At 59.7% G+C, this 24428-nt stretch carries 24 protein-coding genes; 10 read left to right on the top strand and 14 right to left on the bottom strand.

The features are described 5' to 3' along the window. Positions 1-208: 208 nt before the first annotated feature. Positions 209-1267 (bottom strand): PA0069 family radical SAM protein, encoded by a 1059-nt coding sequence (locus tag AC3IX1_RS00255; protein WP_489386681.1) that lies wholly within the window; start codon positions 1265-1267, stop codon positions 209-211. Between the two features lie 222 nt (positions 1268-1489). Here AC3IX1_RS00255 and AC3IX1_RS00250 point away from each other — a divergent pair, with 222 nt between their 5' ends. The 3 genes from AC3IX1_RS00250 to AC3IX1_RS00240 all read left to right on the top strand — a co-directional run bounded on the left by AC3IX1_RS00250 (position 1490) and on the right by AC3IX1_RS00240 (position 3179). Continuing rightward, the gene (locus tag AC3IX1_RS00250; RefSeq protein WP_489386680.1) at positions 1490-1792 is read left to right on the top strand and encodes a hypothetical protein; all 303 of its coding nucleotides are present in this window, start codon (positions 1490-1492) and stop codon (positions 1790-1792) included. Between the two features lie 86 nt (positions 1793-1878). Further along, entirely contained in the window at positions 1879-2151 is a 273-nt protein-coding gene (locus AC3IX1_RS00245; protein WP_489386679.1) for a hypothetical protein, read from the top strand. A gap of 383 nt (positions 2152-2534) precedes the next feature. Then, complete coding sequence (locus tag AC3IX1_RS00240; RefSeq protein ID WP_489386678.1) at positions 2535-3179, top strand: dual specificity protein phosphatase family protein; 645 nt, start codon at positions 2535-2537, stop codon at positions 3177-3179. Positions 3180-3220: 41 nt separating this feature from the next. On the opposite strand, the gene AC3IX1_RS00235 is transcribed toward AC3IX1_RS00240, so the two are convergent. Both AC3IX1_RS00235 and prlC read right to left on the bottom strand, forming a co-directional pair. After that, a complete protein-coding gene (locus tag AC3IX1_RS00235) occupies positions 3221-3508 on the bottom strand; it encodes a YheV family putative zinc ribbon protein (RefSeq protein ID WP_008018424.1) in 288 nt (95 codons plus the stop codon). Beyond that, positions 3505-5556, bottom strand: coding sequence for an oligopeptidase A (prlC, locus tag AC3IX1_RS00230; RefSeq protein WP_489386677.1), 2052 nt, complete (start codon positions 5554-5556; stop codon positions 3505-3507). The genes AC3IX1_RS00235 and prlC overlap by 4 nt, the downstream gene beginning before the upstream one ends. 88 nt (positions 5557-5644) lie before the next feature. On the opposite strand from prlC, the gene AC3IX1_RS00225 reads away from it, so the two are divergent. Both AC3IX1_RS00225 and AC3IX1_RS00220 read left to right on the top strand, forming a co-directional pair. Then, on the top strand, positions 5645-6190 hold the full coding sequence (locus AC3IX1_RS00225) for a gamma carbonic anhydrase family protein (RefSeq protein ID WP_489386676.1): 546 nt from the start codon (positions 5645-5647) through the stop codon (positions 6188-6190). Between the two features lie 25 nt (positions 6191-6215). Beyond that, a complete protein-coding gene (locus tag AC3IX1_RS00220) occupies positions 6216-6863 on the top strand; it encodes an HAD family hydrolase (protein WP_489386675.1) in 648 nt (215 codons plus the stop codon). Between the two features lie 119 nt (positions 6864-6982). Here the strand turns inward: AC3IX1_RS00220 and AC3IX1_RS00215 are convergent, their stop codons facing one another. The 9 genes from AC3IX1_RS00215 to AC3IX1_RS00175 form a co-directional block, all read right to left on the bottom strand. Then, positions 6983-7606 carry an ABC-type transport auxiliary lipoprotein family protein gene (locus AC3IX1_RS00215; protein ID WP_489386674.1) on the bottom strand — a complete coding sequence of 208 codons (624 nt, stop codon included), beginning with the start codon at positions 7604-7606 and terminating at the stop codon, positions 6983-6985. Continuing rightward, the gene (locus tag AC3IX1_RS00210) at positions 7603-8541 is read right to left on the bottom strand and encodes an MlaD family protein (protein ID WP_489386673.1); all 939 of its coding nucleotides are present in this window, start codon (positions 8539-8541) and stop codon (positions 7603-7605) included. The genes AC3IX1_RS00215 and AC3IX1_RS00210 overlap by 4 nt, the downstream gene beginning before the upstream one ends. Before the next feature lies 1 nt (position 8542). Further along, on the bottom strand, positions 8543-9346 hold the full coding sequence (locus tag AC3IX1_RS00205; protein WP_489386672.1) for an ABC transporter ATP-binding protein: 804 nt from the start codon (positions 9344-9346) through the stop codon (positions 8543-8545). Continuing rightward, the gene (locus AC3IX1_RS00200) at positions 9343-10491 is read right to left on the bottom strand and encodes an ABC transporter permease (protein ID WP_489386671.1); all 1149 of its coding nucleotides are present in this window, start codon (positions 10489-10491) and stop codon (positions 9343-9345) included. The genes AC3IX1_RS00205 and AC3IX1_RS00200 overlap by 4 nt, the downstream gene beginning before the upstream one ends. 54 nt (positions 10492-10545) lie before the next feature. After that, positions 10546-11574: a DUF5924 family protein gene (locus AC3IX1_RS00195; RefSeq protein ID WP_489386670.1), complete on the bottom strand. Its 1029-nt coding sequence runs from the start codon at positions 11572-11574 to the stop codon at positions 10546-10548. A 232-nt stretch (positions 11575-11806) separates the two neighbouring features. Continuing rightward, entirely contained in the window at positions 11807-13183 is a 1377-nt protein-coding gene (locus AC3IX1_RS00190; RefSeq protein ID WP_489386669.1) for a M16 family metallopeptidase, read from the bottom strand. A gap of 56 nt (positions 13184-13239) precedes the next feature. Then, complete coding sequence (locus AC3IX1_RS00185) at positions 13240-14898, bottom strand: Na/Pi cotransporter family protein (RefSeq protein ID WP_489386668.1); 1659 nt, start codon at positions 14896-14898, stop codon at positions 13240-13242. Positions 14899-15192: 294 nt separating this feature from the next. After that, a complete protein-coding gene (locus AC3IX1_RS00180) occupies positions 15193-15960 on the bottom strand; it encodes a TerC family protein (RefSeq protein WP_489386667.1) in 768 nt (255 codons plus the stop codon). 85 nt (positions 15961-16045) lie between these two features. Next, entirely contained in the window at positions 16046-17353 is a 1308-nt protein-coding gene (locus tag AC3IX1_RS00175; RefSeq protein ID WP_008045759.1) for a CitMHS family transporter, read from the bottom strand. A 320-nt stretch (positions 17354-17673) separates the two neighbouring features. Between AC3IX1_RS00175 and AC3IX1_RS00170 the strand changes: the two genes are divergently transcribed. Next, the gene (locus AC3IX1_RS00170) at positions 17674-18075 is read left to right on the top strand and encodes a GFA family protein (RefSeq protein ID WP_489386666.1); all 402 of its coding nucleotides are present in this window, start codon (positions 17674-17676) and stop codon (positions 18073-18075) included. Here the strand turns inward: AC3IX1_RS00170 and AC3IX1_RS00165 are convergent, their stop codons facing one another. Next, positions 18076-18402, bottom strand: coding sequence for a DOPA 4,5-dioxygenase family protein (locus tag AC3IX1_RS00165; RefSeq protein WP_489386665.1), 327 nt, complete (start codon positions 18400-18402; stop codon positions 18076-18078). An 86-nt stretch (positions 18403-18488) separates the two neighbouring features. On the opposite strand from AC3IX1_RS00165, the gene AC3IX1_RS00160 reads away from it, so the two are divergent. Beyond that, the gene (locus AC3IX1_RS00160; protein WP_489386664.1) at positions 18489-19151 is read left to right on the top strand and encodes an NAD(P)-dependent oxidoreductase; all 663 of its coding nucleotides are present in this window, start codon (positions 18489-18491) and stop codon (positions 19149-19151) included. Here AC3IX1_RS00160 and AC3IX1_RS00155 read toward each other — a convergent pair. Next, positions 19148-20098 (bottom strand): choline sulfate utilization transcriptional regulator, encoded by a 951-nt coding sequence (locus AC3IX1_RS00155; RefSeq protein ID WP_150728139.1) that lies wholly within the window; start codon positions 20096-20098, stop codon positions 19148-19150. The two genes, AC3IX1_RS00160 and AC3IX1_RS00155, sit on opposite strands and share 4 nt — an antisense overlap. 114 nt (positions 20099-20212) lie before the next feature. Between AC3IX1_RS00155 and betC the strand changes: the two genes are divergently transcribed. The 3 genes from betC (at position 20213) to AC3IX1_RS00140 (ending at position 24423) form a co-directional block, all read left to right on the top strand. Then, the gene (gene betC / locus AC3IX1_RS00150; protein WP_489386663.1) at positions 20213-21727 is read left to right on the top strand and encodes a choline-sulfatase; all 1515 of its coding nucleotides are present in this window, start codon (positions 20213-20215) and stop codon (positions 21725-21727) included. 16 nt (positions 21728-21743) lie between these two features. Further along, the gene (gene choX, locus AC3IX1_RS00145) at positions 21744-22664 is read left to right on the top strand and encodes a choline ABC transporter substrate-binding protein (RefSeq protein WP_489386662.1); all 921 of its coding nucleotides are present in this window, start codon (positions 21744-21746) and stop codon (positions 22662-22664) included. A gap of 190 nt (positions 22665-22854) precedes the next feature. Next, complete coding sequence (locus AC3IX1_RS00140; protein ID WP_489386661.1) at positions 22855-24423, top strand: SulP family inorganic anion transporter; 1569 nt, start codon at positions 22855-22857, stop codon at positions 24421-24423. Positions 24424-24428 lie beyond the last annotated feature (5 nt).

The raw sequence follows: 24428 nt of genomic DNA, 5'->3' as shown, positions 1-24428 counted from the left end.
CGTGTGGTCCGGTGTGAAGCCAGTGGCTGGTTAAAAAACATCCAGGCGAAAAATCTCGACCCATCAGTCACTCGATGAACAAGGTAGCGGCCGAATCTTAATTGAAACTGAATAAAACGCTCTGGAATGCGTGTTCCAGGTCACAAAAAACGTGACCAGCCTAAGGCGTGAGCGCGATCTTCAGTACTCAACCATAGGCCAATTGTCCTCAAATCAATGACATTTGGCGACCGGGTGGACAAAAGGCATTGCAGTCCAGGTCAAAGCCTTCCCGGCGATTGAGCCCCAGGCGCTTGATGGTTTTGGCAAAGCGCTGTGCCAGCAGGTCGGCGAAGGGACCTTCACCGCGCATTCGAGCACCAAAGCGGCTGTCGTAGAGTTCACCGCCACGGCTCTGGCGAATCAGGCTCAGCACATGCGCCGCCCGTTGCGGATAGTGGGCGCCCAGCCATTCTTCGAACAGCGGCGCTACTTCCAGCGGCAGGCGCAACATCATGTAGGCAGCACTTTGCGCCCCGGCCGCCTGGGCCTCGGTGAGCAGGCTTTCGAGTTCGCTGTCGTTGATCATCGGAATCATCGGTGAACACAGCACGCCCACCGGAATGCCTGCCTCGCGCATGACCCTGATCGCCCGCAACCGGGCCTTGGGCGCTGCGGCGCGGGGTTCAAGGATACGTTTGAGTTCGTCGTCCAGTGTGGTCAGGCTGATCATTACCGCCACCAGTCTTTGGCTGGCAAGCTGGGTCAGCAGGTCCAGGTCGCGAAGAATCAGCGAACCCTTGGTAACGATGGTCACGGGGTGTCGGTAACGCAGGAGCACTTCGAGGGTTTGCCGGGTGACCTTGTATTCACGCTCGATCGGCTGATAGGGGTCGGTGTTGGAGCCGAGGTTGATCGGCGCGCATTGATACCCACGTCTTGAGAGTTGTTCCTCCAGCACCTGCGCGGCGTTGGTCTTGGCGATGAGTCTGGTTTCGAAATCCAGCCCGGGCGACATGTCCCAATAGGCATGGCTTGGCCTCGCGTAGCAGTAGATGCAGCCATGCTCGCAACCGCGATAGGGATTGATCGATCGGTCGAAGGGCAAGTCCGGCGACGTGTTACGGGTAATGATGGTTTTCGCCGTTTCAATGCTCACCTCGGTGCCTTGAGTGAGTAGTACTTCCTGGTACCAGCCGTCGTCCTCAACCACCGAATGGCTGGGGGCAAAGCGGTTGTGCGGGTTGGTTGCAGTGCCGCGGCCACGGGGAGGCAAAGGGCTAACCATCGGCGGACTCCTTGATCTGTATATCCATACAGTATACGACATGCTGCGAATCAACCAGTACCGCTCAGCCCTTCATCTGGCGACGGGGCGTCGTGAGTTACTTGTTCATCAATGATGAGAAAACTGAGGAAACATATAGTCAGTGGTTAGATCCAATACCCAACCGTATATTCAGCCCGACAAGCAACACCCTCGACAGCAATCAAATAAAAGGATTTATTAATGTCTTTCTTTAATCAGCGCGGCATCTTTCTGCAACTCATGCAACCGAGCCCTTCGGAGCCCAACACACTGGTTTCGCTGCAACTGGCTCAAAAAGAGTTGAGTTGGGATGCGGCAAACAATGTTCAAATTGAACGCCTGGTCGACTCGGAGTTTTACACTGCTGTTTCCACAGACCGTGGTAACTCGTTCAGCATCAGGGCCGTTGGCAAGGATGTCGATGGAGACGGAAACATCGGTGCCGACGACAAAGCCAAGTTGCAGGCGCTGGCAAAGGCTTATGCCAGTATCGTCAATCCCTGAGCCCTGACTTTCCAATCACTGGAAGGCGCTATTGCCGAATGCATGCGGGCTCCCGCATGCACTCCAGACAGCCTCGAGGATAAAAAATGTCCACTCCCATAAAAACCGGTGCCTATCTACAAGAAATAGAAACGCCAGAAGATGTGCAGGTCGTCATCAAGCTAATAAGGGCAGACGAGTATCCAAACAAAATAATGGAGCAGTTTTCTGATGCTCTCGCAAGTGCTCCCTCCGTGACACTCCATATTAAGGATGATGGCAAGACTTCAAAGCTCGAGTTTGATCCATGGTCCGATATCAATATCATTCCAGACAATAGTATCGACGAAAATGACATTGCCGCCTTTACACAACTTTGACTCGCTTTTTATCATCAACAAATAATTTCTCCAGAGGGCATAGCGTACCTTTATCATCGTCTTCCCGCTGAACCACCCGAGCTTCGAGTAGATGTTGAGGTATTTGACATTGATGAAGAGGATCATCAACTGCATAGCCTCGGTGTGTACGAGACCAAATCTGCGGATTCCGGCTCGCCTTTCGAAGGTTGTGAGCGCAACCCTGTAACTGGACAGGTGTTTGACTATGGGGCCGAACTGAACGGTTTGCTCAAAGCATTCATCAAACTGAAACTATAGAGCGCAGGCTTCACGATTCTTTGACAGTCAGCTCACAGGCCTTTGACCGTGCATGGCTGATCCTGCCGCCATCTTCCCGTCCCTTTCTGAACGGTCGCTCAAGCATGCTTCTCCCACGTTTTTTATCTGCAATATGCCTGTCGCTGGTTGCACTCGTTAACCTGACACCGGCACTTGCTGACGACGGTGTAATGCAGCGTCCGGCAGACTGGGCTCAACAGGTAGAGAAGCGATACAACCTCTTCCAGATGTCGCCGACGCTCTATCGTAGCGCCTTGCCGGACAAGGGCGCGGTGCCACTGCTGGAAAAACTCAAGGTGGGCACGGTGATCAACTTCCTGCCTGAAGCAGACTCCAGTTGGTTGTCCACGCCAGGCATCACGCAAGTACAGCTGCCTTATCGCACCAACCATGTGGATGACGCCGATGTGCTCAAGGCCTTGCGCGCCATTCAGTCTGCCGAAGCCAAAGGCCCGGTACTGATGCATTGCAAACACGGCTCCGACCGTACCGGCCTGATGGCAGCCATGTACCGGGTTGTCATCCAGGGCTGGAGCAAGGAGGAGGCCCTGAACGAAATGACCCAGGGCGGCTTTGGCGACAGCACCCACTTCAAGGACGGCATTCGCTACATGATGCAGGCCGACGTGGAAAAACTGCGCACCGCCCTGGCCAATGGTGATTGCAGCACCAGCCCGTTCGCCGCGTGTTCAATGAAGAACTGGTTCAAGTCCGCTCATATCGAATAAAAAAAGCCCCCGTAGCATTGCGCAACGGGGGCTTTTTTCACTCAGTGCTGTTCGTCAGGCTTTTTCTTCAGTTTCGGATTCGGGAAGAACTGAACCGCCTGAACCTTGGTGTCGGCTGGTTTGAGTGCGCTGGTATTAACCCGCGTACCCAACTCCTTGGGCACCGACAGCCCTTGCTCATTGAGTGTGTCGGAGTAACCGCAAGCCACGCACTCTCGGTGCGGGACCTGGTCTTCATTCCACATCATCAATTTGTCCGGCTCGCTGCATGCCGGGCAGACCGCCCCGGCGATAAAGCGTTTTTTCGTAATCACAGGTCCCTCACTCATGCTGCCGCGTCCTCACTCAGGCCGCTGTGGCGCAAGAGTGCGTCAATTGATGGCTCACGACCACGGAAGTCGACGAACAGCACCATCGGCTCCTGGGAGCCGCCACGAGCCAGGATGGCTTCGCGGAACGCACGACCGGTGGCGGCGTTGAGCACGCCTTCTTCTTCAAACTTCGAGAACGCATCGGCCGACAGCACTTCAGCCCATTTGTAGCTGTAGTAACCCGCTGCGTAACCGCCAGCGAAGATGTGCGCAAAGCTATTGGGGAAACGGTTGTAGGCCGGCGGACGCATCACCGAGACCTCGTCGCGCACGCCTTCGAGCACTTGCAGCACGCTGCGGCCGTCGCCGTGAGTGGCGTGCAGTTCGAAGTCGAACAGCGAGAACTCCAGTTGGCGAACCATCATCAGGCCGGACTGGAAGTTTTTCGCCGCGAGCATTTTCCCGAGCAAGTCCTGGGGCAGCGGCTCGCCGGTTTCATAATGACCGGAAATCAGCGCCAGGCCTTCCGGCTCCCAGCACCAGTTTTCCATGAACTGGCTTGGCAGCTCGACCGCATCCCAGGCCACGCCGTTGATGCCGGACACGCCAGCATGCTCGACGCGGGTCAGCAGGTGATGCAGGCCGTGACCGAACTCATGGAACAGGGTGGTGACTTCGTCGTGGGTCAGCAGCGCAGGCTTGCCGCTGTCGGCCGGGGTGAAGTTGCACACCAGGTTGGCCACCGGGCTTTGCAATACACCACCAGCGGTGCGACGACGGTCGCGTGCGCCATCCATCCACGCACCGCCACGCTTGTTGGCGCGGGCATAGAGGTCGAAGAAGAAGCGGCCGACGTGCTGGCCGTTTTCCTTGATTTCAAACAGGCGGACATCCGGGTGCCAGGTGTCGAAGCCTTTCTGCTCGGCAATCTCGATACCGTACAGGCGCTGGACGATGGCGAACAGACCACTGAGCACCTTGTCGATCGGGAAGTAGGCGCGCAGGGCTTCCTGGGCCACGCTGTAGCGTTGTTCACGGAGTTTTTCGCCGTAGAAACCGCTGTCCCAGCTTTGCAGATCCGGGCAACCTTGTTCGGCGGCGTAAGCCTTGAGCTGTTCCAGATCCAGGGCGGCGAATGGCTTGCTGCGCTTGGCCAGGTCGCGCAGGAAACTCAGCACCTGATCGCTGGACTCAGCCATTTTGGTCGCCAGGCTCAGCTCGGAGAAACTGCTGAATTCCAAGAGTTTTGCCAGTTCCTGACGCAGGTCGAGGATTTCTTCCATGACCGGGCCGTTATCGTTCTGGCCGGCATTCGGGCCCTGGTCCGACGCACGGGTGCAGTACGCGGCGTAAACCTCTTCACGCAATGCGCGGTCATGGGCGTAGGTCATCACCGCGTAATAGCTCGGGAATTCCAGGGTGATCAGCCAGCCGTCCAGATCCTTGGCCTGAGCCGCGGCGGCCATTTGCGCCTTGGCCGAGTCGGTCAGGCCGGCGAGGGCGGCCTCATCGGTGATGTGCTTGGTCCAGGCCTGAGTGGCATCGAGCAACTGGTTGGAGAAACGGCTGCCCAGTTCGGACAGCTTGCTCTGCACTTCGGCGTAACGCTTCTGTTCGGCTTCCGGCAGGTCGATACCCGACAGACGGAAGTCACGCAGGGAGTGTTCCAGGATAGTTTTCTGCGCCACGTCGAAACCGGCGGCTTCCGGGCTGTTGGCCAGGGCTTCGAAGGCCTGGAACAGCTCGCGGTTCTGACCCATTTCAGTGGAATAGGCGCTCAAGGCCGGCAGGCACGACTCGTAGGCTTCGCGCAGTTCGGCGCTGTTGCACACGGCATTGAGGTGGCTGACCGGGCTCCAGGCGGCGCCCAGGCGGTCGTTGAGTTCGTCCATCGCCAGCACCAGACCAGCCCACGTTGGCTGTTTGACCTGGGTCTTGAGGATCTCGACGATGGCGGCACGGTTGTCAGCCAGGATCTGTTCAATGGCCGGTTGTACGTGTTCGGCGCGGATGGCGGAGAACGGAGGCAGGTCATAGGACTGCAAAAGAGGGTTGTTCACGCTCACGGTTGATACCTTGGCTGGAGAAACATGCAGCCATCTTAATTACAATCGACGTTCACCGCAGCTATCAGCAACAGAGAGAAACCCTATCGTGAACCTTCGCAAGTATCAGAACCACACGCCGCTGCTGGGTAAAGGCGCTTTTGTCGACGGCTCGGCGGTGGTGATCGGTGACGTTGAAATTGGCGAAGACAGCTCGGTCTGGCCGCTGACAGTGATCCGTGGCGACATGCACCGCATCCGCATCGGCGCGCGCACCAGCGTGCAGGATGGCTGCGTGTTGCACATCACCCACGCCGGGCCGTTCCACCCCGATGGCTTTCCGTTGCTGATCGGCGATGACGTGACCATCGCCCACAAGGTCATGCTGCATGGCTGCTCGGTGGGCAGCCGGGTGTTGATCGGCATGGGCAGCATCGTCATGGACGGTGCGGTGGTCGACGATGACGTGATCATCGGTGCCGGCAGCCTGGTGCCACCGGGCAAGCATCTGCAAAGCGGCTTCCTGTATGTGGGCAGCCCGGTGAAGCAGATCCGCCCATTGACTGACAAGGAACGCGCCTTTTTCACCTACAGCGCGGCGAACTACGTGAAGCTCAAGGACCTGCATCTGGCCGAAGGCTACGACCAGCTTTGACCTGCCCCCTTTTTCAGGATTCGACATGCATTACCAAACCGTTTTGTTCGACCTCGATGGCACCCTCACCGACCCACGTGAGGGCATCACCCGTTCGATCCAGTTCGCCCTGGGCAAACTGAGTATCGATGAGCCGGACCTGGCCAAACTCGAACACTTCATCGGCCCGCCGCTGTTGCAAGCGTTCATGCAGTTCTACGACTTCGATGAAGCCAGGGCGTGGGAGGCGGTGAATTTCTATCGCGAGCGCTTCAAGGTCACCGGCCTCTACGAAAACCGCGTGTTCGATGGTGTCACGCCGCTGCTGGAAACCCTGTGCGGACAAGGGCGGCAGCTGTACATCGCCACTTCGAAACCCTGGGTGTTCGCCCGGGAAATCGCCCGGCATTTCGACTTTGCCAAACACTTCAAGGTGATTTACGGCAGCGAACTGGACGGCACCCGGACCAACAAGGTCGAGTTGATCGCTCACCTGATGGCCGAAGAAAACCTGGACCCGGCCAACACCCTGATGATCGGCGACCGCAAGCACGACCTGATCGGCGCACGCAGCAACGGGCTGGACGCGGCAGCGGTGGGTTACGGGTTCGGCAGCCACGAAGAGTTGAGCGCCGAAGCGCCGGCGTATCACTTTGAAACGCTGGAAGAGATGCACCGGGCGTTTTTGCGCTGATACGACGCTCCCTTGTAGGAGCGAGCCTGCTCGCGATGACGGCTTCACATTCAAGAACAATGTGTCTGACACACCGCTTTCGCGAGCAGGCTCGCTCCTACAGGGGGATTGTGCAGGCCTCAGGGCCGAGGTGGCGGGGCCAATCGTTGTCCTTGCTCAACCGCCCAATTCACCACCTGCGCGGTCAACTGATCGTTCGCCTGACCGAACCCGACCACCACCGCCGGAACCTGCACATCGCTGAGTGGCTGGCGCACTTCAAAGCGGCGGCTGGCGAGGATGCGCTGGTCGTAACTGCGCACCAGCAATGCATCCAGACGCACGACCGCACTGGCATTCGGCCCCTGGTACTCAGTCTGGAACGCCAGCAGGCTGCCGCCCAATTCAAGATCGGTCTGGAAAATACTGTCATCGGTGCTCAACAACGGCACCCGCCCGTCATGCTGGAAACCTTCCAGCAGACGATTGCGCACCAGCACCGGCGCCGGATCGCTCCAGCGTGAACCCTTGTAGTGGCTGATCACATCGCCCTGGGGAATCACTGCAATGTTCGGACTGTTCAACGCTTCGCTGGACTGGAATTTGCTCAGGCGCAGCGACCAGCGCTGCGGCGTGCCATGGCTGGCCGATGCGCTCTGGGCCGACGGCAATCGATAGACCTCGAAGGGTTCGGGCTTGGGCAGGATCGAGCACGAACCGATCAGCGTGAAGCCAGCGAGGAGGGCAATCCGAATCAGCTTCATGGCGTGAATTCCTTGGTCTTGTCACCGCCCAGCAGGTAACCGCTGGGGTTGGCCTCCAGGCGTTTGGTAATGGCGCGCAGCGAGGACAGGGTTTCGCGCATCTCCTGCACGGCCGGGCCCAGGCCATTGAGGCCTTGCATGCCGCTGTTGAGCGAATCCTGATTGGCGGTGATCAGTTTGTTGAGGGTGGCACTGCTCTCCTGCAGCGACTTCATCGCCTGCTCGGCGCTGCCCAGCGCCTCCTTGCCATGCTCGTTGAGCAGCCCGTTGGCATTGCGCATCAGCGTCGTGGTCTGCTCCAGCATGGTGTTGGCCTGCTTGCCCACCGACGCCAGTTGCTGCATGGCCTGGCGGATATCGCCGCGCTGCTCGGCAATGGCCCCGGTGGTTTGCTCCAGGTGCTCCAGGGTGTTGCTGATGCGCTCGATGTTTTCCGTGGAGAACATCAGGTTGACGTTATGCATCAGCGTGGTCACCCCGGCCATCAGGTCTTCGCTGTCATTGAGCAGGCGGGCGATGGGCGAGGGCGAGGCGACGATGGTCGGCAGGTTGCCGTCCTTGCCCTTGAGCGTCGGGCTCTGTGGCGTGCCGCCGCTGAGCTGGATGATCGAAGTCCCGGTGACGCCGGTCAGGGCCAGTTTGGCCTGGGTGTCCTCCTTGACCGGGGTATCACCGGCCAGGCGAATTCGCGCCAGCACCCGACGCGGGTCTTTCGGGTCCAGCCGCAGCAAGATCACATCGCCGACCTTGATCCCGCTGTACTGCACCGAACTGCCCTTGGACAAGCCGCTGACCGCCTCGTTGAACACGACTTCGTAGTCCTTGAACTCGGTGTCGACACTGGACTTGGCCAGCCACAGGCCGAACAGCAACGCGGCCGTCACCACAATCACGGTGAACAGGCCGATCAATACATGATGGGCTCGGGTTTCCATGTCAGACCTCTTTGAGCTGTTGGGCGGCCGTCAATGCCGCGCGGCCGCGAGGGCCATGGAAGTATTCGTGAATCCACGCGTCGTCGGTTTCCGACACCTTGTCGATGGCGTCCGCCACCAGCACTTTTTTCTGCGCCAGCACAGCCACCCGGTCGGTGATGGTGTAGAGCGTATCGAGGTCGTGGGTCACCAGAAAGACACTCAGGCCCAAGGCATCGCGCAGGGTCAGGATCAATTGGTCGAACGCGGCGGCGCCGATCGGGTCGAGACCGGCGGTGGGCTCATCGAGAAACAGGATGTCCGGGTCCAGCGCCAACGCCCGGGCCAGGGCGGCGCGCTTGATCATGCCGCCGGACAGCGACGAGGGGTACTTCTCCGCCGCCGACAGCGGCAACCCGGCCAGGGCCATTTTCACTGCCGCCAGGTGCTCGGCGTCGTTGCGGCTCAAGCCGGCGTGTTCGATCAGCGGCAGGGCGACGTTCTCGGTCACGGTCAACGAAGAGAACAGCGCGCCTTTCTGGAACAGCACGCCGAATCGCCGCTCCACCAGAGAGCGCTCATGCTCGGACAAGGTCGGCAGGTTTTTCCCGAAGACTTTCACCACGCCTTCACTGGGCTGGCGCAACCCGACAATGCTGCGCAACAGCACCGATTTGCCGCTGCCAGAGCCGCCGACCACGGCGAGGATCTCACCCTTGTACAAGTCCAGGTCGAGGTTCTCGTGCACGCTCTGGCGGCCAAAGCGGTTGCACAGCCCACGGACTTCAATCACCGCCTCGGAGGGCGCTCTGGGGACACGACTCACCAACCCATCTCCATGAAAAACATCGCGGCGATCGCATCCATCACGATCACCACGAAAATCGACTGCACCACACTCGATGTGGTGTGGGCACCGACGGACTCAGCACTGCCACTGACCTTGAAGCCTTCGAGGCAACCGATGGCGGCGATGAGGAAGGCGAAGACCGGCGCTTTGACGATCCCCACCAGAAAGTGCTGAACGCCGATGTCCGTTTGCAGCAGCGACAGGAACATCGCCGGCGAGATATCCAGCGCCACCGCGCAGACCACGGCACCGCCGATAATCCCCGACAGCATCGCCAGGAAGGTCAGCATCGGCAGGGCGATCAGCAACGCCAGGACCCGCGGCACCACCAGCAACTCCACGGGGTCGAGGCCCAGGGTGCGGATGGCGTCGATTTCCTCGTTGGCCTTCATCGAACCGATTTGCGCCGTGAACGCACTGGCGGTGCGCCCGGCCATCAGGATCGCGGTCAGCAACACACCGAACTCGCGCAGGAAGGCAAACCCCACCAGGTCCACGGTGAAGACGGTGGCGCCGAAAGTGGCCAGCACCGTCGACCCGAGAAACGCCACCACGGCGCCCACCAGAAAAGTCAGCAACGCAACGATGGGGGCGGCGTCGAGACCGGTCTGTTCGATGTGGGCGATCATCGGCGTAACGCGCCAGCGCTTGGGACGGAACAGGCCGCGGGCGATGGTTTCGATGATCAGGCCGACGAAACCCAGCAGTTGCAGGGTGTCCTGCCAGACGGTGTCCACCGCGCGGCCAATGCGGGTCAGCAACTGAATGGAAACGCTGACCTCCGGTTCCTTGATCGGTACGCAGAAATCGGTCAACGAACAGTAGACAGTTTGCAGCAACGCCCGATCGGCGGCAGAGAGTGTGCAATCAGGATGTTCGGCGGAGCGACCGAGGCGCTCGGAGCCAAGCAGCTCGACCAACAGCGAGGCGCCGGCGGTGTCGAGGGCGCCGAGACCATTGAGGTCGATGGGGGTGTTGGCATCGTACTGGCCGTGGAGTTTTTCGCTCAACAGCTTGAGGTCAGCGTAATGGGCAAGCGTCCAGTCGCCCGTCACCCGCAACCGCGCAGGGGTAATCGACGTGTCCAATCGGGCGTTGCCGGCCATCGTGCTGCTGATCATAAGCTCCGTGCTTGTTCAGTGATTACGCAGATTTACGTAATAGCACGAACCGGATTACTTTTCTTTGATCGCTGTGCTGTCCGTGACTTTGAAGCGCAGCACGCCGATGACCTGGCCATCTTCGGTCAGCACCCGAACCTGCCATTTGCCGGCCGGGCTGCCCGGGAAGTTCTGCTTGTGGGTCCAGGCCCGGTAACCTTCCTTGCGCCCGCCACGAATATCCAGGGGGATGCGGTCGACCTCTTTACCGTTGAACTGCCAGACGTGATAAATCCGTTCGCCCAGGCCACGCGGGGCGTTGATCGCGGTGTACGCGTAGAGCCCGCCATTGCGAATCTGTTCGGCGCTGACTTCGTCGAGGCTGGCACCCGGCGTGCGGTCTTGCATCTGCGTGCTGATGGCCACGTCGGTCATCCACAGTGTCGCCGGCGGCACCCACGAGCGTAGCGCCCAACCAAAGGCGCCGATGCCCAGGGTGATACTCAAGATCGCCAGCGCACTGCGCAGGGTACGAATCGGGAAGATCGACGCCAGGCTCGGGAACGACAACAGCACCGAGATACCCAGTGCCCATTTGAAACTTTGCGCGGTGGTCAGGTGCATGATCACCGGCAAGGCGGTGAGCAGCGCGGCGAACAGGGTCAGGGTGTGCAGGGCCAGAAACGCCCAGCGCCGCGGTGCCAGCCATTTGTAGTAGAGCGGGTCGATGATCGAAATCAGCGCCGCGACGCCCAGCAGCCCGGTGAAAATCAGCTGGCCGCTGTTCCACGTCGTGGTGATGAAGAAGAACGGCAGGACAAAGAACAGGCTTTCCTGATGGATCATCTGCGTTGCGTATCGCAGCAAGGGTTCCGGGATTTCGCGCTTGAAGATGCGCGTGAACAGCTTGGTCAGGCTGTTTTCCAGCATCAGCCAGATCCAGCTGATCAGCATGATGGTGGTGATCCAGCTCGCCAGGCCTTGCTGGCGATCGACCAGAATGAAACTGCCCACCCCGGAGATGAAACCAAAGAGCGCAATGACCCCAGGGTACCGCTTCATCAATTCGAGGATGCGCTGTACGAAAAGGGTCAGGTTTTGCATTCGGTGGTTTCACAGTCGTCGTAGGAAAAAACCTCGACAGGGTACCGCTGGTGCGGCCCTGTGGCGAGGGGGCTTGTCGAATCGCCGCACCGCCCCGTTCGGCTGCGAAGCAGTCGTGAAGCTGATTACTGCAATGCATCTTTAAGATCGGAATCGCTGATTTTGGGGCCGCTTCGCGACCCAACGGGGGCAAGCCCCCTCGCCACAGTTAGTCGCCCGCCAGTTGGAATGGTTATTTCCTGCGCTGCAAACGCCAGCCCACCAGCATCAACACGATCAAGCCCACCCCACCGACCACCAGCCACATCACTTGGTCATAACTGAACAACGGCTTCTCGATCCGCAAATACCCCGGTTGCAGGAGCAATTCACGAACGGCCTTGTTCGCCTCTTCCAGGGTCACCCCTTGCAGCTCCCGGGCCGGGTTGGTGAAGCGACCGTCCTCGTAGTTGCCGATGGCGCTCCAGTAGTAGTCGGCCAACGCGCTGTTACCTTGTGCGGCCCAGGCCTGGCGGGCGATCGCGGCCTGTTTGAGGCGATTGAAGGTGTTGGCATTGAGGCCGTCCTTGAGCAGGCCGGCCTTCAGGTCCTCGAGCACTTGTTCGGCATCGGCCACGTCGTCGCGCTCAAGGTCGGCATTGAGGCTCATGAAACCCACGCCGCCGAACACCTCGCGCTCCGCCCATGGGCCGTAGGACAAACCGTGAGCCAGGCGTAACTGGCGATAGAGCGCCCAATCCAGATAGTCCTTGAGCAAATCGAAGGTTTCATCGTGCCCATCCTCCAGTACCGGCTCCGGCACCAGCCAGTGCAACTTGGCGCCGTTGCCGACCAGACCGTGGGGCAAAGTGCGCTCATGGGCTGCGCTGGCCTGGATTTGCGGCAGCGGCGGATGCTCGCCAGGCGTAATCGCTTCCAGCGCGCCATACGCCCGATCCAGATAGGCCGGCAACAACTTGTCGAGGTCGCCGACCACGATCAGGGTCATATTGTTCGGCGCATACCAGTCCTTGCGCACCCGCTCCAGCTGCTCACGGGTCAGGTCATCGACTTGCGCACGCTCCGGGCATTTGAGGCCCAGTTCCACGGCCAGTTGTTTGCTGGCCGTGTGGCCCAGGTCCTGACGATCGAGCCAGCGTTGCAGGTGCGAGTAGTGGCCGCCGTCTTCACGCTCGACCAATTGCTTGGCCGCGTTGATGGCGCTGTCGTCGAAGCGGGTCTGGGTCAGCAGCGCCAGCAACAGGTCGAGCACCTTACGCTGGTTTTTCGCCGGGGCTTCGATGACGAACGTTGTATCGGCATTGCTGGTGAACGCGTTCCACTCGCCGCCCAGGGCCTGCATGCGTTCTTCCAGGCCACCTTCGCCGCTGGCATCGATTCCGCTGAACAACAGGTGTTCCAGCAGATGCGGCAGCTCCTTTTCTTCGCACTTGAAATCGTCCAGGCCAACGCCGACCACCAGCCGGATCGCCACATGCCCGCGGTCAGTGCCGGGCTTGAGCAGCAACTGCAAACCGTTGCGCAGGGTATAGCCCTCGACCTGGAAGCGATCGAGGGCGAATGACGGGAATGAACCAAGCAACAGGCAGGCGAACAACAGACAACGCATAACGAGCTTCCGTACGGCAAGCGTAAGTTCAACAGACTTCAGGTAACTGTGGACGTTCAGGGTGAATGAGTGATGTCGCTCAAATCGTCGACCACCAGCGCACCGGTGTCCGATGTTTCCAGCACCACGTAGGCACTGCTGCAAAACAGCGAATTCAGACGTTTCATGTCAGCGATCAGCTCCAGGTGCAACGAACTGGTTTCGATACTTTGCACGATTTTAAGTTGCAAGCGGCTGACATGAGCGTGAGCCAGGCGCCGTTCCTGTGCACGGAAACGACGTTTTTCACGCACCAGCTGGCGGGCACTTTCCGGGTCGCCACTGAGAAACACCGACATCCCGAGCCGCAGGTTGGAAATCAACTGAGTTTGCAGCCCGGTCAATTCGTCCAGCCCGACTTCGGAAAACGACCGGCGCTGCGAGGTTTTCTGCTGCTGGACCTTGCGCAGCATGCGTTCGATCAAATCGCTGGCCAGTTTCAGGTTGATCGCCAGTTCGATGATTTCCGCCCAGCGCCGGCTGTCCTGATCGCTGAGATCTTCCCGGGGCATTTGCGCCAGGTACAACTTGATCGCGCTGTAGAGCGCTTCGACATCATCGGTAAGGCGGCGCATTTCCTGGGTGACGGCGGTTTGCTTGCCGTGCAAAACGTCGAGCATGGCTTCGAGCATGCTGTCGATCAGGTCGCCCATGCGCAGGGTTTCCCGGGCCGCGTTGGCCAGCGCCAGACCGGGGGTGACCAACGCCGTGGGGTCAAGGTGCCGGGGCTTGGCCGTACCGTTGGCCAGCGGGCGCTCCGGCAGCACCCAGGCACAAAACCTGGCCATCGGCCCGACGCTGGGCAGCAGGATCAGGCAGCGCACGGTGTTGTAGAGCAGGTGAAAGCCAATGACCATTTCCTGAGGGCTGAAATCCAGGCCATCGAGCCAGTGCACCAGCGGATCGAGCACCGGAATGATCAATAAAAGACCAATCAGTTTGTACAGCAGGCTGCCCAGCGCCACTTGGCGTCCGGCGGCGTTCTGCATGCTGGTGCTGAGAAAGGCGAGTACGCCGCTGCCGATATTGGCGCCGATCACCAACCCGATGGCCACAGGCAGGCTGATCACATTGGCGCCCGCCAGGGTCGCGGTCAGCAACACAGCGGCCAGGCTGGAATAGGAAACCATCGCGAACAACGCGCCGACCAGGGCGTCGAGCAGGATGTCGCCGGTGAGCGAGGCGAAAATCACCTTCACCCCTTTGGCATGGGTAATCGGGTGCGCGGCTTCGACAATCAGTTGCAGCGCCAGAATGATCAACCCCAAACCAATGGCGACACGGCCCATCTGTCCGAGTCGGGTCTGCTTGCGCGACAGAAAGAAAATCACCCCGGCAAAAATCAGCAGGGGCGACAACCACGACAGATCGAACGTCAGCACCCGCGCCATCAGGGCCGTACCGACATCGGCACCGAGCATGGTGACCAACGCCGGCGTAAGCGCCATCAGGCCCTGGCCGACAAACGAAGTGACCAGCATGGCGGTGGCGTTGCTACTCTGGACCATTGCCGTCACGGCGATCCCAGAGAGGAAAGCCAGCCAGCGGTTGGTCATGTTATGGCTGATGACATGGCGCAAGTTGGTGCCGTAGACCCGCAGGATGCCGGTTCGGACGATGTGCGTGCCCCAGATCAGCAGGGCCACGGCAGAAAGCAAATTGAGCAGGGTGAGCATAATGACCCCCTGTGGTGTAGCGCCCCAAAGGAGCAAGTTGACGGTACCGCGCGACGTTCTACGTTCTGTACTTAAGCTGTAGTTGGCTAACGGTCTGCGCGCCAGCATCGCATAGCCAAAGAAGGGATTGAAACAAAACTGTCATGAAAAAGGGCGGTCTTCCAGCCACACAAAGCACTGTGGGAGCGAGCTTGCTCGCGATGAGGCCATCAGGTTCAACATGGATGTTGATTGACAGACCGCTATCGCGAGCAGGCTCGCTCCCACAGGTTTTGCGTATTTACAGTTTTCGGGTTACTGGCCCGGAATGTCCTTGCGCAGCTTTACCGGATCCTGCTGTTTCCTCTTTTTCGCAATGGCGGTGCGCATCTTGATGTTGATCGCTTCCACAGCCAGCGAGAACGCCATGGCGAAGTAGACGTAGCCTTTTGGCACGTGCACGTCCAGGGATTCGGCAATCAGCACGGTGCCGACCAACAGCAGGAACGACAACGCCAGCATCTTCAGCGATGGGTGCTTGTCGATGAACTCACTGATGGTGCCCGATGCCCACATCATCACCAGCACGGCCACGATGATTGCCGCGACCATGACCGGTACGTGGGACACCATGCCGACCGCGGTGATCACCGAGTCGAGGGAGAACACGATGTCAATGATCGCGATCTGGATGATGGTGTAGAGGAAGTTGCCGCCCTTGCCCGAAGGCTCGTCGTGGCTTTCGTCTTCACCTTCCAGTGCGTGGTACATCTCTTGCGAGCTTTTCCACAGCAGGAACAGACCACCGAAGAACAGGATCAGGTCGCGTCCGGAAATACCCTGGCCGAATACTACGAACAGGTCCGCCGTCAGGCGCATGACCCAGGTGATCGACAGCAAAAGCAGGATTCGCGTGATCATGGCCAGCGCCAGACCGAAAATCCGGGTGCGTGCCTGCATGTGTTTGGGCATGCGGCTGACCAGGATCGAAATCATGATGATGTTATCGATACCCAGGACGATTTCCAGGGCGGTCAGGGTGAAGAAGGCAACCCAGATTTCAGGGTTGGTCAGCCATTCCATGTGTATTCCTTTGAGCGATTGTTAAACCACAACGGGCCCGGGCTTCAAACAGCGAAGCCTGGACCCGAAGTGGTGAGTCTTGGGCTTATAGAGTACTGAACACCGGGAAAGTCCCCAACAGCAGTGCAGCAATCAGTATGCAGATACAAACCAGCACTGCCCACTTCAGGGTGAAGCGCTGGTGGTCACCGAAGTCGATACCGGCCAGGGCCACCAACAGGTAGGTCGATGGAACCAGCGGGCTCAACAGGTGGACGGGCTGACCGACGATCGAGGCACGTGCCATTTCCACTGCGGTTATACCGTAATGGCTCGCGGCTTCGGCAAGTACCGGTAACACGCCGTAATAAAATGCATCGTTCGACATGAAGAAAGTGAACGGCATGCTTACCAGCGCCGTGATCACCGCCAGGTACGGGCCGAGGAAATCCGGAATCACCGCCAACAGGCTTTTCGACATGGCGTCGACCATCCCGGTGCCGGTCAGGATACCGGTGAAGATACCGGCAGCAAAGATCAACCCGACCACCGCCAGCACGCTACCGGCGTGAGCCGCGACGCGATCCTTCTGCTGTTGCAGGCAAGGATAGTTGACAATCATGGCAATACTGAACGCCACCATGAACAGTACCGGCAACGGCAGCAGGCCGGCGATCAGGGTGCACATCAGGGCCAGGGTCAGGGCGCCGTTGAACCAGATCAGCTTCGGACGACGGGCATCCGGGAACTGCGAAACGCTGATTTCACTGTGGTCGATTTCATCGCCGACCAGGTGCAGTTCACCCAGGCGTGCACGTTCACGCTTGCCGTAGAAGTAGGCAATGACCAGGATCGCCACCACACCGGCCAGCATCGCAGGAATCATCGGTACGAAGATGTCGGACGGGTCCACATGCAGCGCACTGGCCGCGCGAGCGGTCGGACCGCCCCACGGAGTCATGTTCATCACGCCACCGGCAAGGATGATCAGGCCGGCCATGATCCGCGGGCTCATGCCGATACGGCTGTAGAGCGGCAGCATGGCGGCCACGCAGATCATGTAAGTGGTCGCGCCGTCACCATCGAGGGAGACAACGAGCGCCAGAACGGCGGTGCCGACCGAAACCTTCAGCGGGTCGCCCTTGACCAGTTTGAGGATCTTGCGCACGGCCGGGTCGAACAGGCCGGAGTCGATCATCAGGGCGAAGTACAAGATAGCGAACATCAGCATCACGCCGGTCGGCGCAAGCTTGGTGATGCCCTCAAGCATCATCGGGCCAATCTTCGGCGAAAAACCGCCGAACAGGGCAAAGATGATCGGAATGATGATCAGGGCGATCAGCGCGGACAGGCGCTTGGTCATGATCAGGAACATGAACGTGATGACCATGGCGAAGCCAAGGAAAGTCAGCATGGGAATACTCCAGGCGTAGCGCGGCTAGGGAATGGGCGGATCGGGCGGGATCAGCGCAGAACGGGAAGCACGAGACGTACGGGCGGAGTTACAGCGAAGCGGCGGGTAGAAGAGGACATCAGAATCACCATTGTTGTTGTTAAATGGGCTGTGCGAGCGATAAAACGCTGGCATTGGCCAACCGGTCTGTTGCCGGTAGTGGGGGCGATCCTAATCGGGGAAGCTTTCAGCCAGCTTTCGCCAACGAAAGCAAGGACCGGATGTGCAACCGATCGTCGGATTGGTTTCAAGTCCCTGAACACAGGGCAGGAGGTCAAAACATGGGCGAACTTCACACCGGCGGCTGCCACTGCGGGCAACTGCGCTATCAATTCAGCGGGCCACTGCACGATATCGTCCACTGTCATTGTTCGATTTGCCGACGGGTCAGCGGCGGCATCGTGACCACCTGGATCACCGTGCCGGCATCGGCCTTTCAATGGCTGGCCGGGACGCCGTCTCGGTACGATTCTTCATCCACCTGCGCGCGATATTTCTGCGGCCACTGCGGGGCGCAACTGGCGGTGGTAACGCACCTGAGCCCGGACAGCATCGACCTGACCATCGCCACCCTCGACCATCCTGAACAAGCACCGGCCGAGCGGCACATCTGGACCGACAGCCGCTTGCCGTGGCTGCATCTGGACGAACACTTGCCCGGTGAGGCTGAAGAAACACTCTGATCAAAAAACAGTCAGGTCCAGCGGCCGAATAGCGCCCATCCAGATCGCGTGCTCGGTGTGATCAAGCAAATCGTTTCCGGTGTCCGGGTGCAGAAACACCACCAGACCCTTGCGGTTGAGCGCCAGCCACGGCAGCACGTCGCCCAGCACCTTCGGCTCGAACGCCAACTGACAGCTCCAGTCCGGGTGCGGACCGACCGGGCGCTCATGCACGCGGCCCATTTTCAGTGGAAACAATTGCGCCGCCTGTTCACACAAAGCCCGCGCCTGCCCGATCGTACTGGCATCGAAATAAACGTGGGCGTGGTAACCCGTGATCTGCTGCATCTGAACCCCTCTGAAAACTGTTCGAACCCTCGCTGGTTCCTGCGGGTCAAACATCATATAGGCGCTGGAAAACAGGAAGCCCAGCCATGAAAAATGCCGAAACCCCCGTCGTGAAGGTGGTGCTTTATGGTGCCATGAGTAGCCTGGGCAGTGCGCTGATGGCTGAAATGCTGCGACGCCAGCATGAAGTGATCGCGATTCTCGATGACCTCAATGCGCTGGCACCCCGTCCGGGGCTGCGCACCAAGACTGGCGACCTGTTCGACGCGCAACGGGTCAAGCAGAGTGTGGCCGGCAGCTCCGTGGTCATCTGCTTGCTGGACGCTCCAGGCTTACCGTTCAACAGCGAACACGTTGAAAAAACCATCGTACCGGGCCCGGTCGAGCAGGTGCTGGCAGTGGATGCACTGATCGATGGCATGCAGGCAGCAAACATCGCCCGATTGTTTCTGGTGGGTGATTTCGACGTGCTGGACGATCCGGAAACCGAGGACAGCTTGCAACGTCACGCCGCCGAGGAAATCCGCGAGGCACTGCAAAGCAGTCCTTTGAAGTGGACGCTGGTTAATGAACCGCGCGGGGTACCGGGGCTGACCATCGAACATTTTGCCCAAATCGGTGGCAACCTAGAGCCGGGGCTGACCGAACCACTCGGACGGCTGGCCCGCACCGCCGTGGGCATTGCCGATGAATTGCACTTGAACCTGCACATCCGAGAGCACGTCAACTTCATCGCGACCGACAGCTAAACCGCAATGGACGGCAGTGTCAGGCCGTTGAGTGATTGCGCACTGCTCGCCTGTTCAGCCATCAACCAGTCCACAAACTGCTGGATCAATGCTCCGCGTCGTTTGCGCTGGGGCAGGACCACGTAGTAACCCAGCCTCGACATCACCGTTTCGCCGATCGGTCGACACAACAATCCTTGCGCCAGCAAGTTATCCACAAGGTGGCGCCAGCCGATGGCAACGCCCTGGCCACCAATCGCCGCTTGAATCAGCAAGGTGTAGTTGTCGAAGCGCAATTGCCCGGGCGCCGGGGGCGAGGTGATACCCAGTTCGCGGAACACACCACTCCAGTCGAACCAATTACTGCTGTGTTCCCCACGCAGGTGCAGCAACGGAAACTCCAGCAATGCCTGGGCCGGCAAGGGCAGGGGACGCTCGCTCAACAACTGCGGGCTACACACCGGAAACACTTCCTCACTGAACAGCCAGTGGCTCTCACCCTGCTTGAAGCGGCCGTCGCCGAACAGTACCGCCACATCGATATCGGTACGTAGCATGTTATGGCTGCGTTCACTGGTGACCAGGCTGACATCCACCTGCGGATTGGCCGCGTGAAAGCGGTGCAGGCGCGGCATCAGCCAATAGGCGGCAAAGGCAAAATCCGTGGCCACCTGTAGCACTTCATGCTGTTGCTGTGCGCTGATCGCGCTCAATCCTGCGTCGATATTCTGCAAACCGAGCTGAACCTGCTCAAAAAGGATCTGCCCGGCCTCGGTCAACTCGATACCGCGATAAATGCGGTCGAACAGGCGTGTCGCCAGCTGTTCTTCCAGGCGCTTGATCTGTTGGCTGATGGCCGGTTGCGTGGTGCCCAGCTCAACCGCCGCCGCGGTGAAGCTGCGCTGACGGGCCGCCGCTTCGAAGGCGCGAAGCAGATCCAGTGACAGGTCACCAAGGGCGTCATACATAAGCTGTGCTTATCCTAGTCATTGCCGTGCGTGGGCTTTACCGCAAGGTGTGAGGGTTTCATTCTCGAAGCCAGCACTCTCGCATAAACATCCACTATGGAATGCCGCGATCACATGAAGCGCAAGAACATTCTTTTCATCATGGCCGATCAAATGGCCGCGCCAATGTTGCCGTTCTACGGCCCATCGCCCATCAAACTGCCTCATCTGAGCCGCCTCGCCGCACAAGGCGTGGTGTTCGATTCGGCTTATTGCAACAGCCCCTTGTGCGCGCCATCGCGTTTCACCCTGGTCAGCGGCCAGTTACCGAGCAAGATCGGCGCCTACGACAACGCCGCCGATTTCCCCGCCGACGTACCGACCTACGCCCATTACCTGCGCCGCCTCGGCTACCGCACTGCGCTGTCGGGCAAGATGCATTTCTGCGGCCCGGACCAGTTGCATGGTTACGAAGAACGCCTGACCAGTGACATCTACCCGGCCGACTACGGCTGGGCGGTGAACTGGGATGAGCCGGACGTGCGCCCGACCTGGTATCACAACATGTCGTCAGTGCTGCAAGCCGGCCCGTGCGTGCGCACCAATCAACTGGATTTCGACGAAGAGGTGGTGTTCAAGGCCCAGCAGTACCTGTTCGACCATATCCGCGAGGATGGCGATCAGCCGTTCTGCCTGACCGTTTCCATGACTCACCCACACGACCCGTACACCATTCCCAAGGCTTTCTGGGATTTGTACGACGATGCCGACATCCCGCTGCCTACAACCCCGGACCCGCATGAACTCGATCCGCACTCGCAACGTCTGCTCAAGGTCTACGACCTGTGGGACAAGCCACTGCCTGTGGATAAGATCCGCGATGCCCGCCGTGCCTATTTCGGCGCGTGCAGCTATATCGACAGCAACGTCGGCAAACTCCTGCAAACCCTCGAAGATACCGGGCTGATCGATGACACCATCATCGTGTTTTCCGGTGACCACGGCGACATGCTCGGCGAACGCGGGCTCTGGTACAAAATGCACTGGTACGAAATGGCCGCACGGGTGCCGCTGCTGATCAGCGCACCGGGGCAATTCGGTGCCGGCAGGGTCAGCGCCAGTGTTTCCATGGCGGACCTGTTGCCAACGTTTGTTGAATTGGCCGGCGGCTCGCTGGAGCCGGGCTTGCCGTTGGACGGCCGCTCGCTGGTCCCGCACCTGCAAGGGCAGGGTGGCCACGATGAAGTGTTTGGTGAATACATGGCCGAAGGCACCATCAGCCCGTTGATGATGATCCGCCGCGGTGCCTATAAATTCATCTACAGCGAAGACGACCCTTGCCTACTCTTCGACGTACAGAATGACCCTCACGAACTGGAAGAACTCAGCCATTCGCCGCAACATCGCCAGCTGTTCGACGATTTTCTCGCCGAAGCGCGAGCCAAATGGAACATTCCGGCGATTCACCAGCAGGTGCTCGCCAGCCAGCGGCGCCGACGCTTCGTGGCCGAGGCGCTGACCCTCGGCAAGCTGAAGAGCTGGGATCACCAGCCGCTGGTGGACGCCAGTCAGCAGTACATGCGCAACCACATCGACCTCGACGATCTGGAGCGTAAAGCACGTTATCCACAACCCTGCCAAAACCAATAATGTTAAGGGGAAGTCCATGCAAAGGTTATCCACAGTACTGACGGTCGGGCTCCTGGCGCTGGGCAGTGCATCGGCGTTTGCCGATAAGAGTTGCGAGACCGTGAAAATGGCCGACCCGGGCTGGAGCGATATCGCCGCGACCAATGCCATCACCGGGTTTCTGCTGGACGGCATGGGCTACAAGGCCAAGGTCGACACCCTCGCCGTGCCGATCACCTTTGGCGGGCTCAAGGATGGCCAGGTCGATGTGTTCCTGGGTAACTGGATGCCGGCGCAGCAGGGCTTCTATGACAAGTTCGTCGCCAACGGCGATGTCACGCAACTGGCGAAGAACCTCGACGGCACCGAATTCACCCTCGCCGTTCCGGACTACGTGTGGGAGGCGGGTGTGCATACCTTTGCCGACCTGAACAAATACGCCGACAAGTTCGACCGCAAGATCTACGGCATCGGCTCCGGCGCACCGGCGAACATCTCGCTGCAAGAGATCATCAAGAAAAACGATTTCGACATGGGCCAGTGGAAACTGGTCGAGTCCAGCGAGCAGGCAATGCTGGCGGAAGTGTCCCGCGCGGTGAAAAAGCAGAAATTCGTGACCTTCCTCGGCTGGACCCCGCACCCGATGAACGTGCAGCTGAAAATGCACTATCTGAAGGGCGGCGAGAAGTACTTCGGCGACACCGGCAGCGTGCATACCCTGACCCGCAAAGGTTATGCACAGGCCTGCCCGAACGTCGGCAAATTGCTGACCAACCTGAGTTTCACCCAGGACATGGAGAACAGCATCATGGCCGAGGTGGTGAACAAGAAAGTCAGCAATGCCGACGCGGCCAAGGCGTGGATCAAGGCCAACCCGGCAGTGCTGGACAAGTGGCTCGATGGGGTGAAGACCGTGGATGGCAAGGACGCTTTGCCGGCGGTCAAAGCCAAACTCTGATGATTACCTGTGGCGAGGGAGCTTGCTCCCGCTCGGCTGCGCAGCAGACGCAATCCGGTTACCTCGATGAGTCAGACACATCGTGATTGCCCTTTTGGGACCGCTACGCGGTCCAGCGGGAGCAAGCTCCCTCGCCACAATGATTGCCTGGGCCTGATACTCTTCCGTAAAACTCCACCCGAGAGGCCCCATGGCCCTGCCAAGCCGCCATTCACTCTTCCCTTTCCTCACCTGGTTGCCCCGGCAAACCCGCGCCAGTGTCGGTCGCGACCTGATCGTTGGCCTCAGCGGCGCGATTCTCGCGCTGCCGCAATCCATCGCCTACGCACTGATTGCCGGCCTGCCGCCGGAATACGGCCTGTACGCGGCAATCATCCCGGTGCTGATCGCCTGTCTGTGGGGGTCGTCGTGGCATTTGATCTGCGGCCCTACGGCGGCCATCTCGATTGTCCTGTACGCCAGCGTCAGTCCCTTGGCCGTTCCAGCCTCGCAGGACTACGTCATGTTGATCCTGTTGCTGACGTTTCTTGCCGGCCTCTTTCAATGGCTACTGGGTTTGCTGCGGTTTGGCGCACTGGTGAATTTCGTCTCTCACTCGGTGGTACTCGGCTTCACCCTGGGTGCTGCCGTGGTGATTGCCATCGGTCAATTGCCTAATCTGCTGGGGCTGGACTTGCCCAGCCAAGCCACCGCACTGGACAGTTTCATCACCTTGTTGCGCAATCTTGGCGATATGGACAAACCTTCGTTGGCGCTGGGGCTGGCGACGGTGGTGGTGGGCGTGATCCTCAAGCTGCTGCTGCCACGCTGGCCGACGCTCTTGATCACCCTGATTCTCGGCGGCTTGCTGGTTTGGCTCTGGCCATCAATGTTCGGCCATGTGCAACTGGTCAGCGCCTTTACCGGCAAGCTGCCGCCTTTCAGTCCGTTGCCGCTGGATCTCGATCTGATCCTGCACCTGCTGCCCAGCGCGGTGGCGGTCGGTATGCTCGGGCTGGTTACCAGTCTGTCGATTGCCCGCTCGATATCGGCACGTTCGCAGCAATTACTCGACGCCAACCAGGAAGTTCGTGCCCAAGGCCTGTCGAACATCGTCGGTGCGTTCTTTTCCGGATCACTGTCAGCCGGCTCTTTCACTCGCTCAGGCTTGAGCTATGAAGCGGGTGCCTGTTCGCCACTGGCCGGGATTTTTTCGGCATTGTGGGTGGCGCTGTTTGCGATCTTCGGCGCGAGCCTGATCGCGCACATCCCGATTCCGGCCATGGCCGGCAGCATTCTGTTGATCGCCTGGGGACTGGTGGACCATCGCGGCATTCGCGCGTTGTTGCGGGTCAGCCGTGCTGAGTTCGTGGTCATGGCGCTGACCTGCGTCGCCACGCTGCTGCTGGAATTGCAAACCGCGATCTACGCCGGCGTGTTGGCCTCGCTTTTTTTCTACCTCAAGCGCACATCGCAACCACGGGTGCAGCATGTGCGAGATGGCGAGGAGGACATTCTGCGGGTGGGCGGCTCGATCTTTTTCGGCGCCAGCCATTACCTGCAAGTGCGCCTGCAACGCATGCACGGCGCGCGCGTGGTGATCGAGGCGCAGCAGATCAACTTCATCGACTATTCAGGGGTGGAAATGCTGCATCAGGAAGCCCGGCGCCTGCTTCGCCAGGACCGCAGCCTGACCTTGCGCCGGGCCCGGCCACAGGTAGTGGAAGAGCTGAGGAAGCTGGAAGGGGCGCAGAAGTGCCCGATCCGGTTTGAGGATTAAAGACT

Source organism: Pseudomonas sp. KH_046_2, assembly GCF_057838985.1.
Note: the sequence above shows the minus strand (reverse complement) of the source record. Positions and strands in the feature narration are given on the sequence as shown.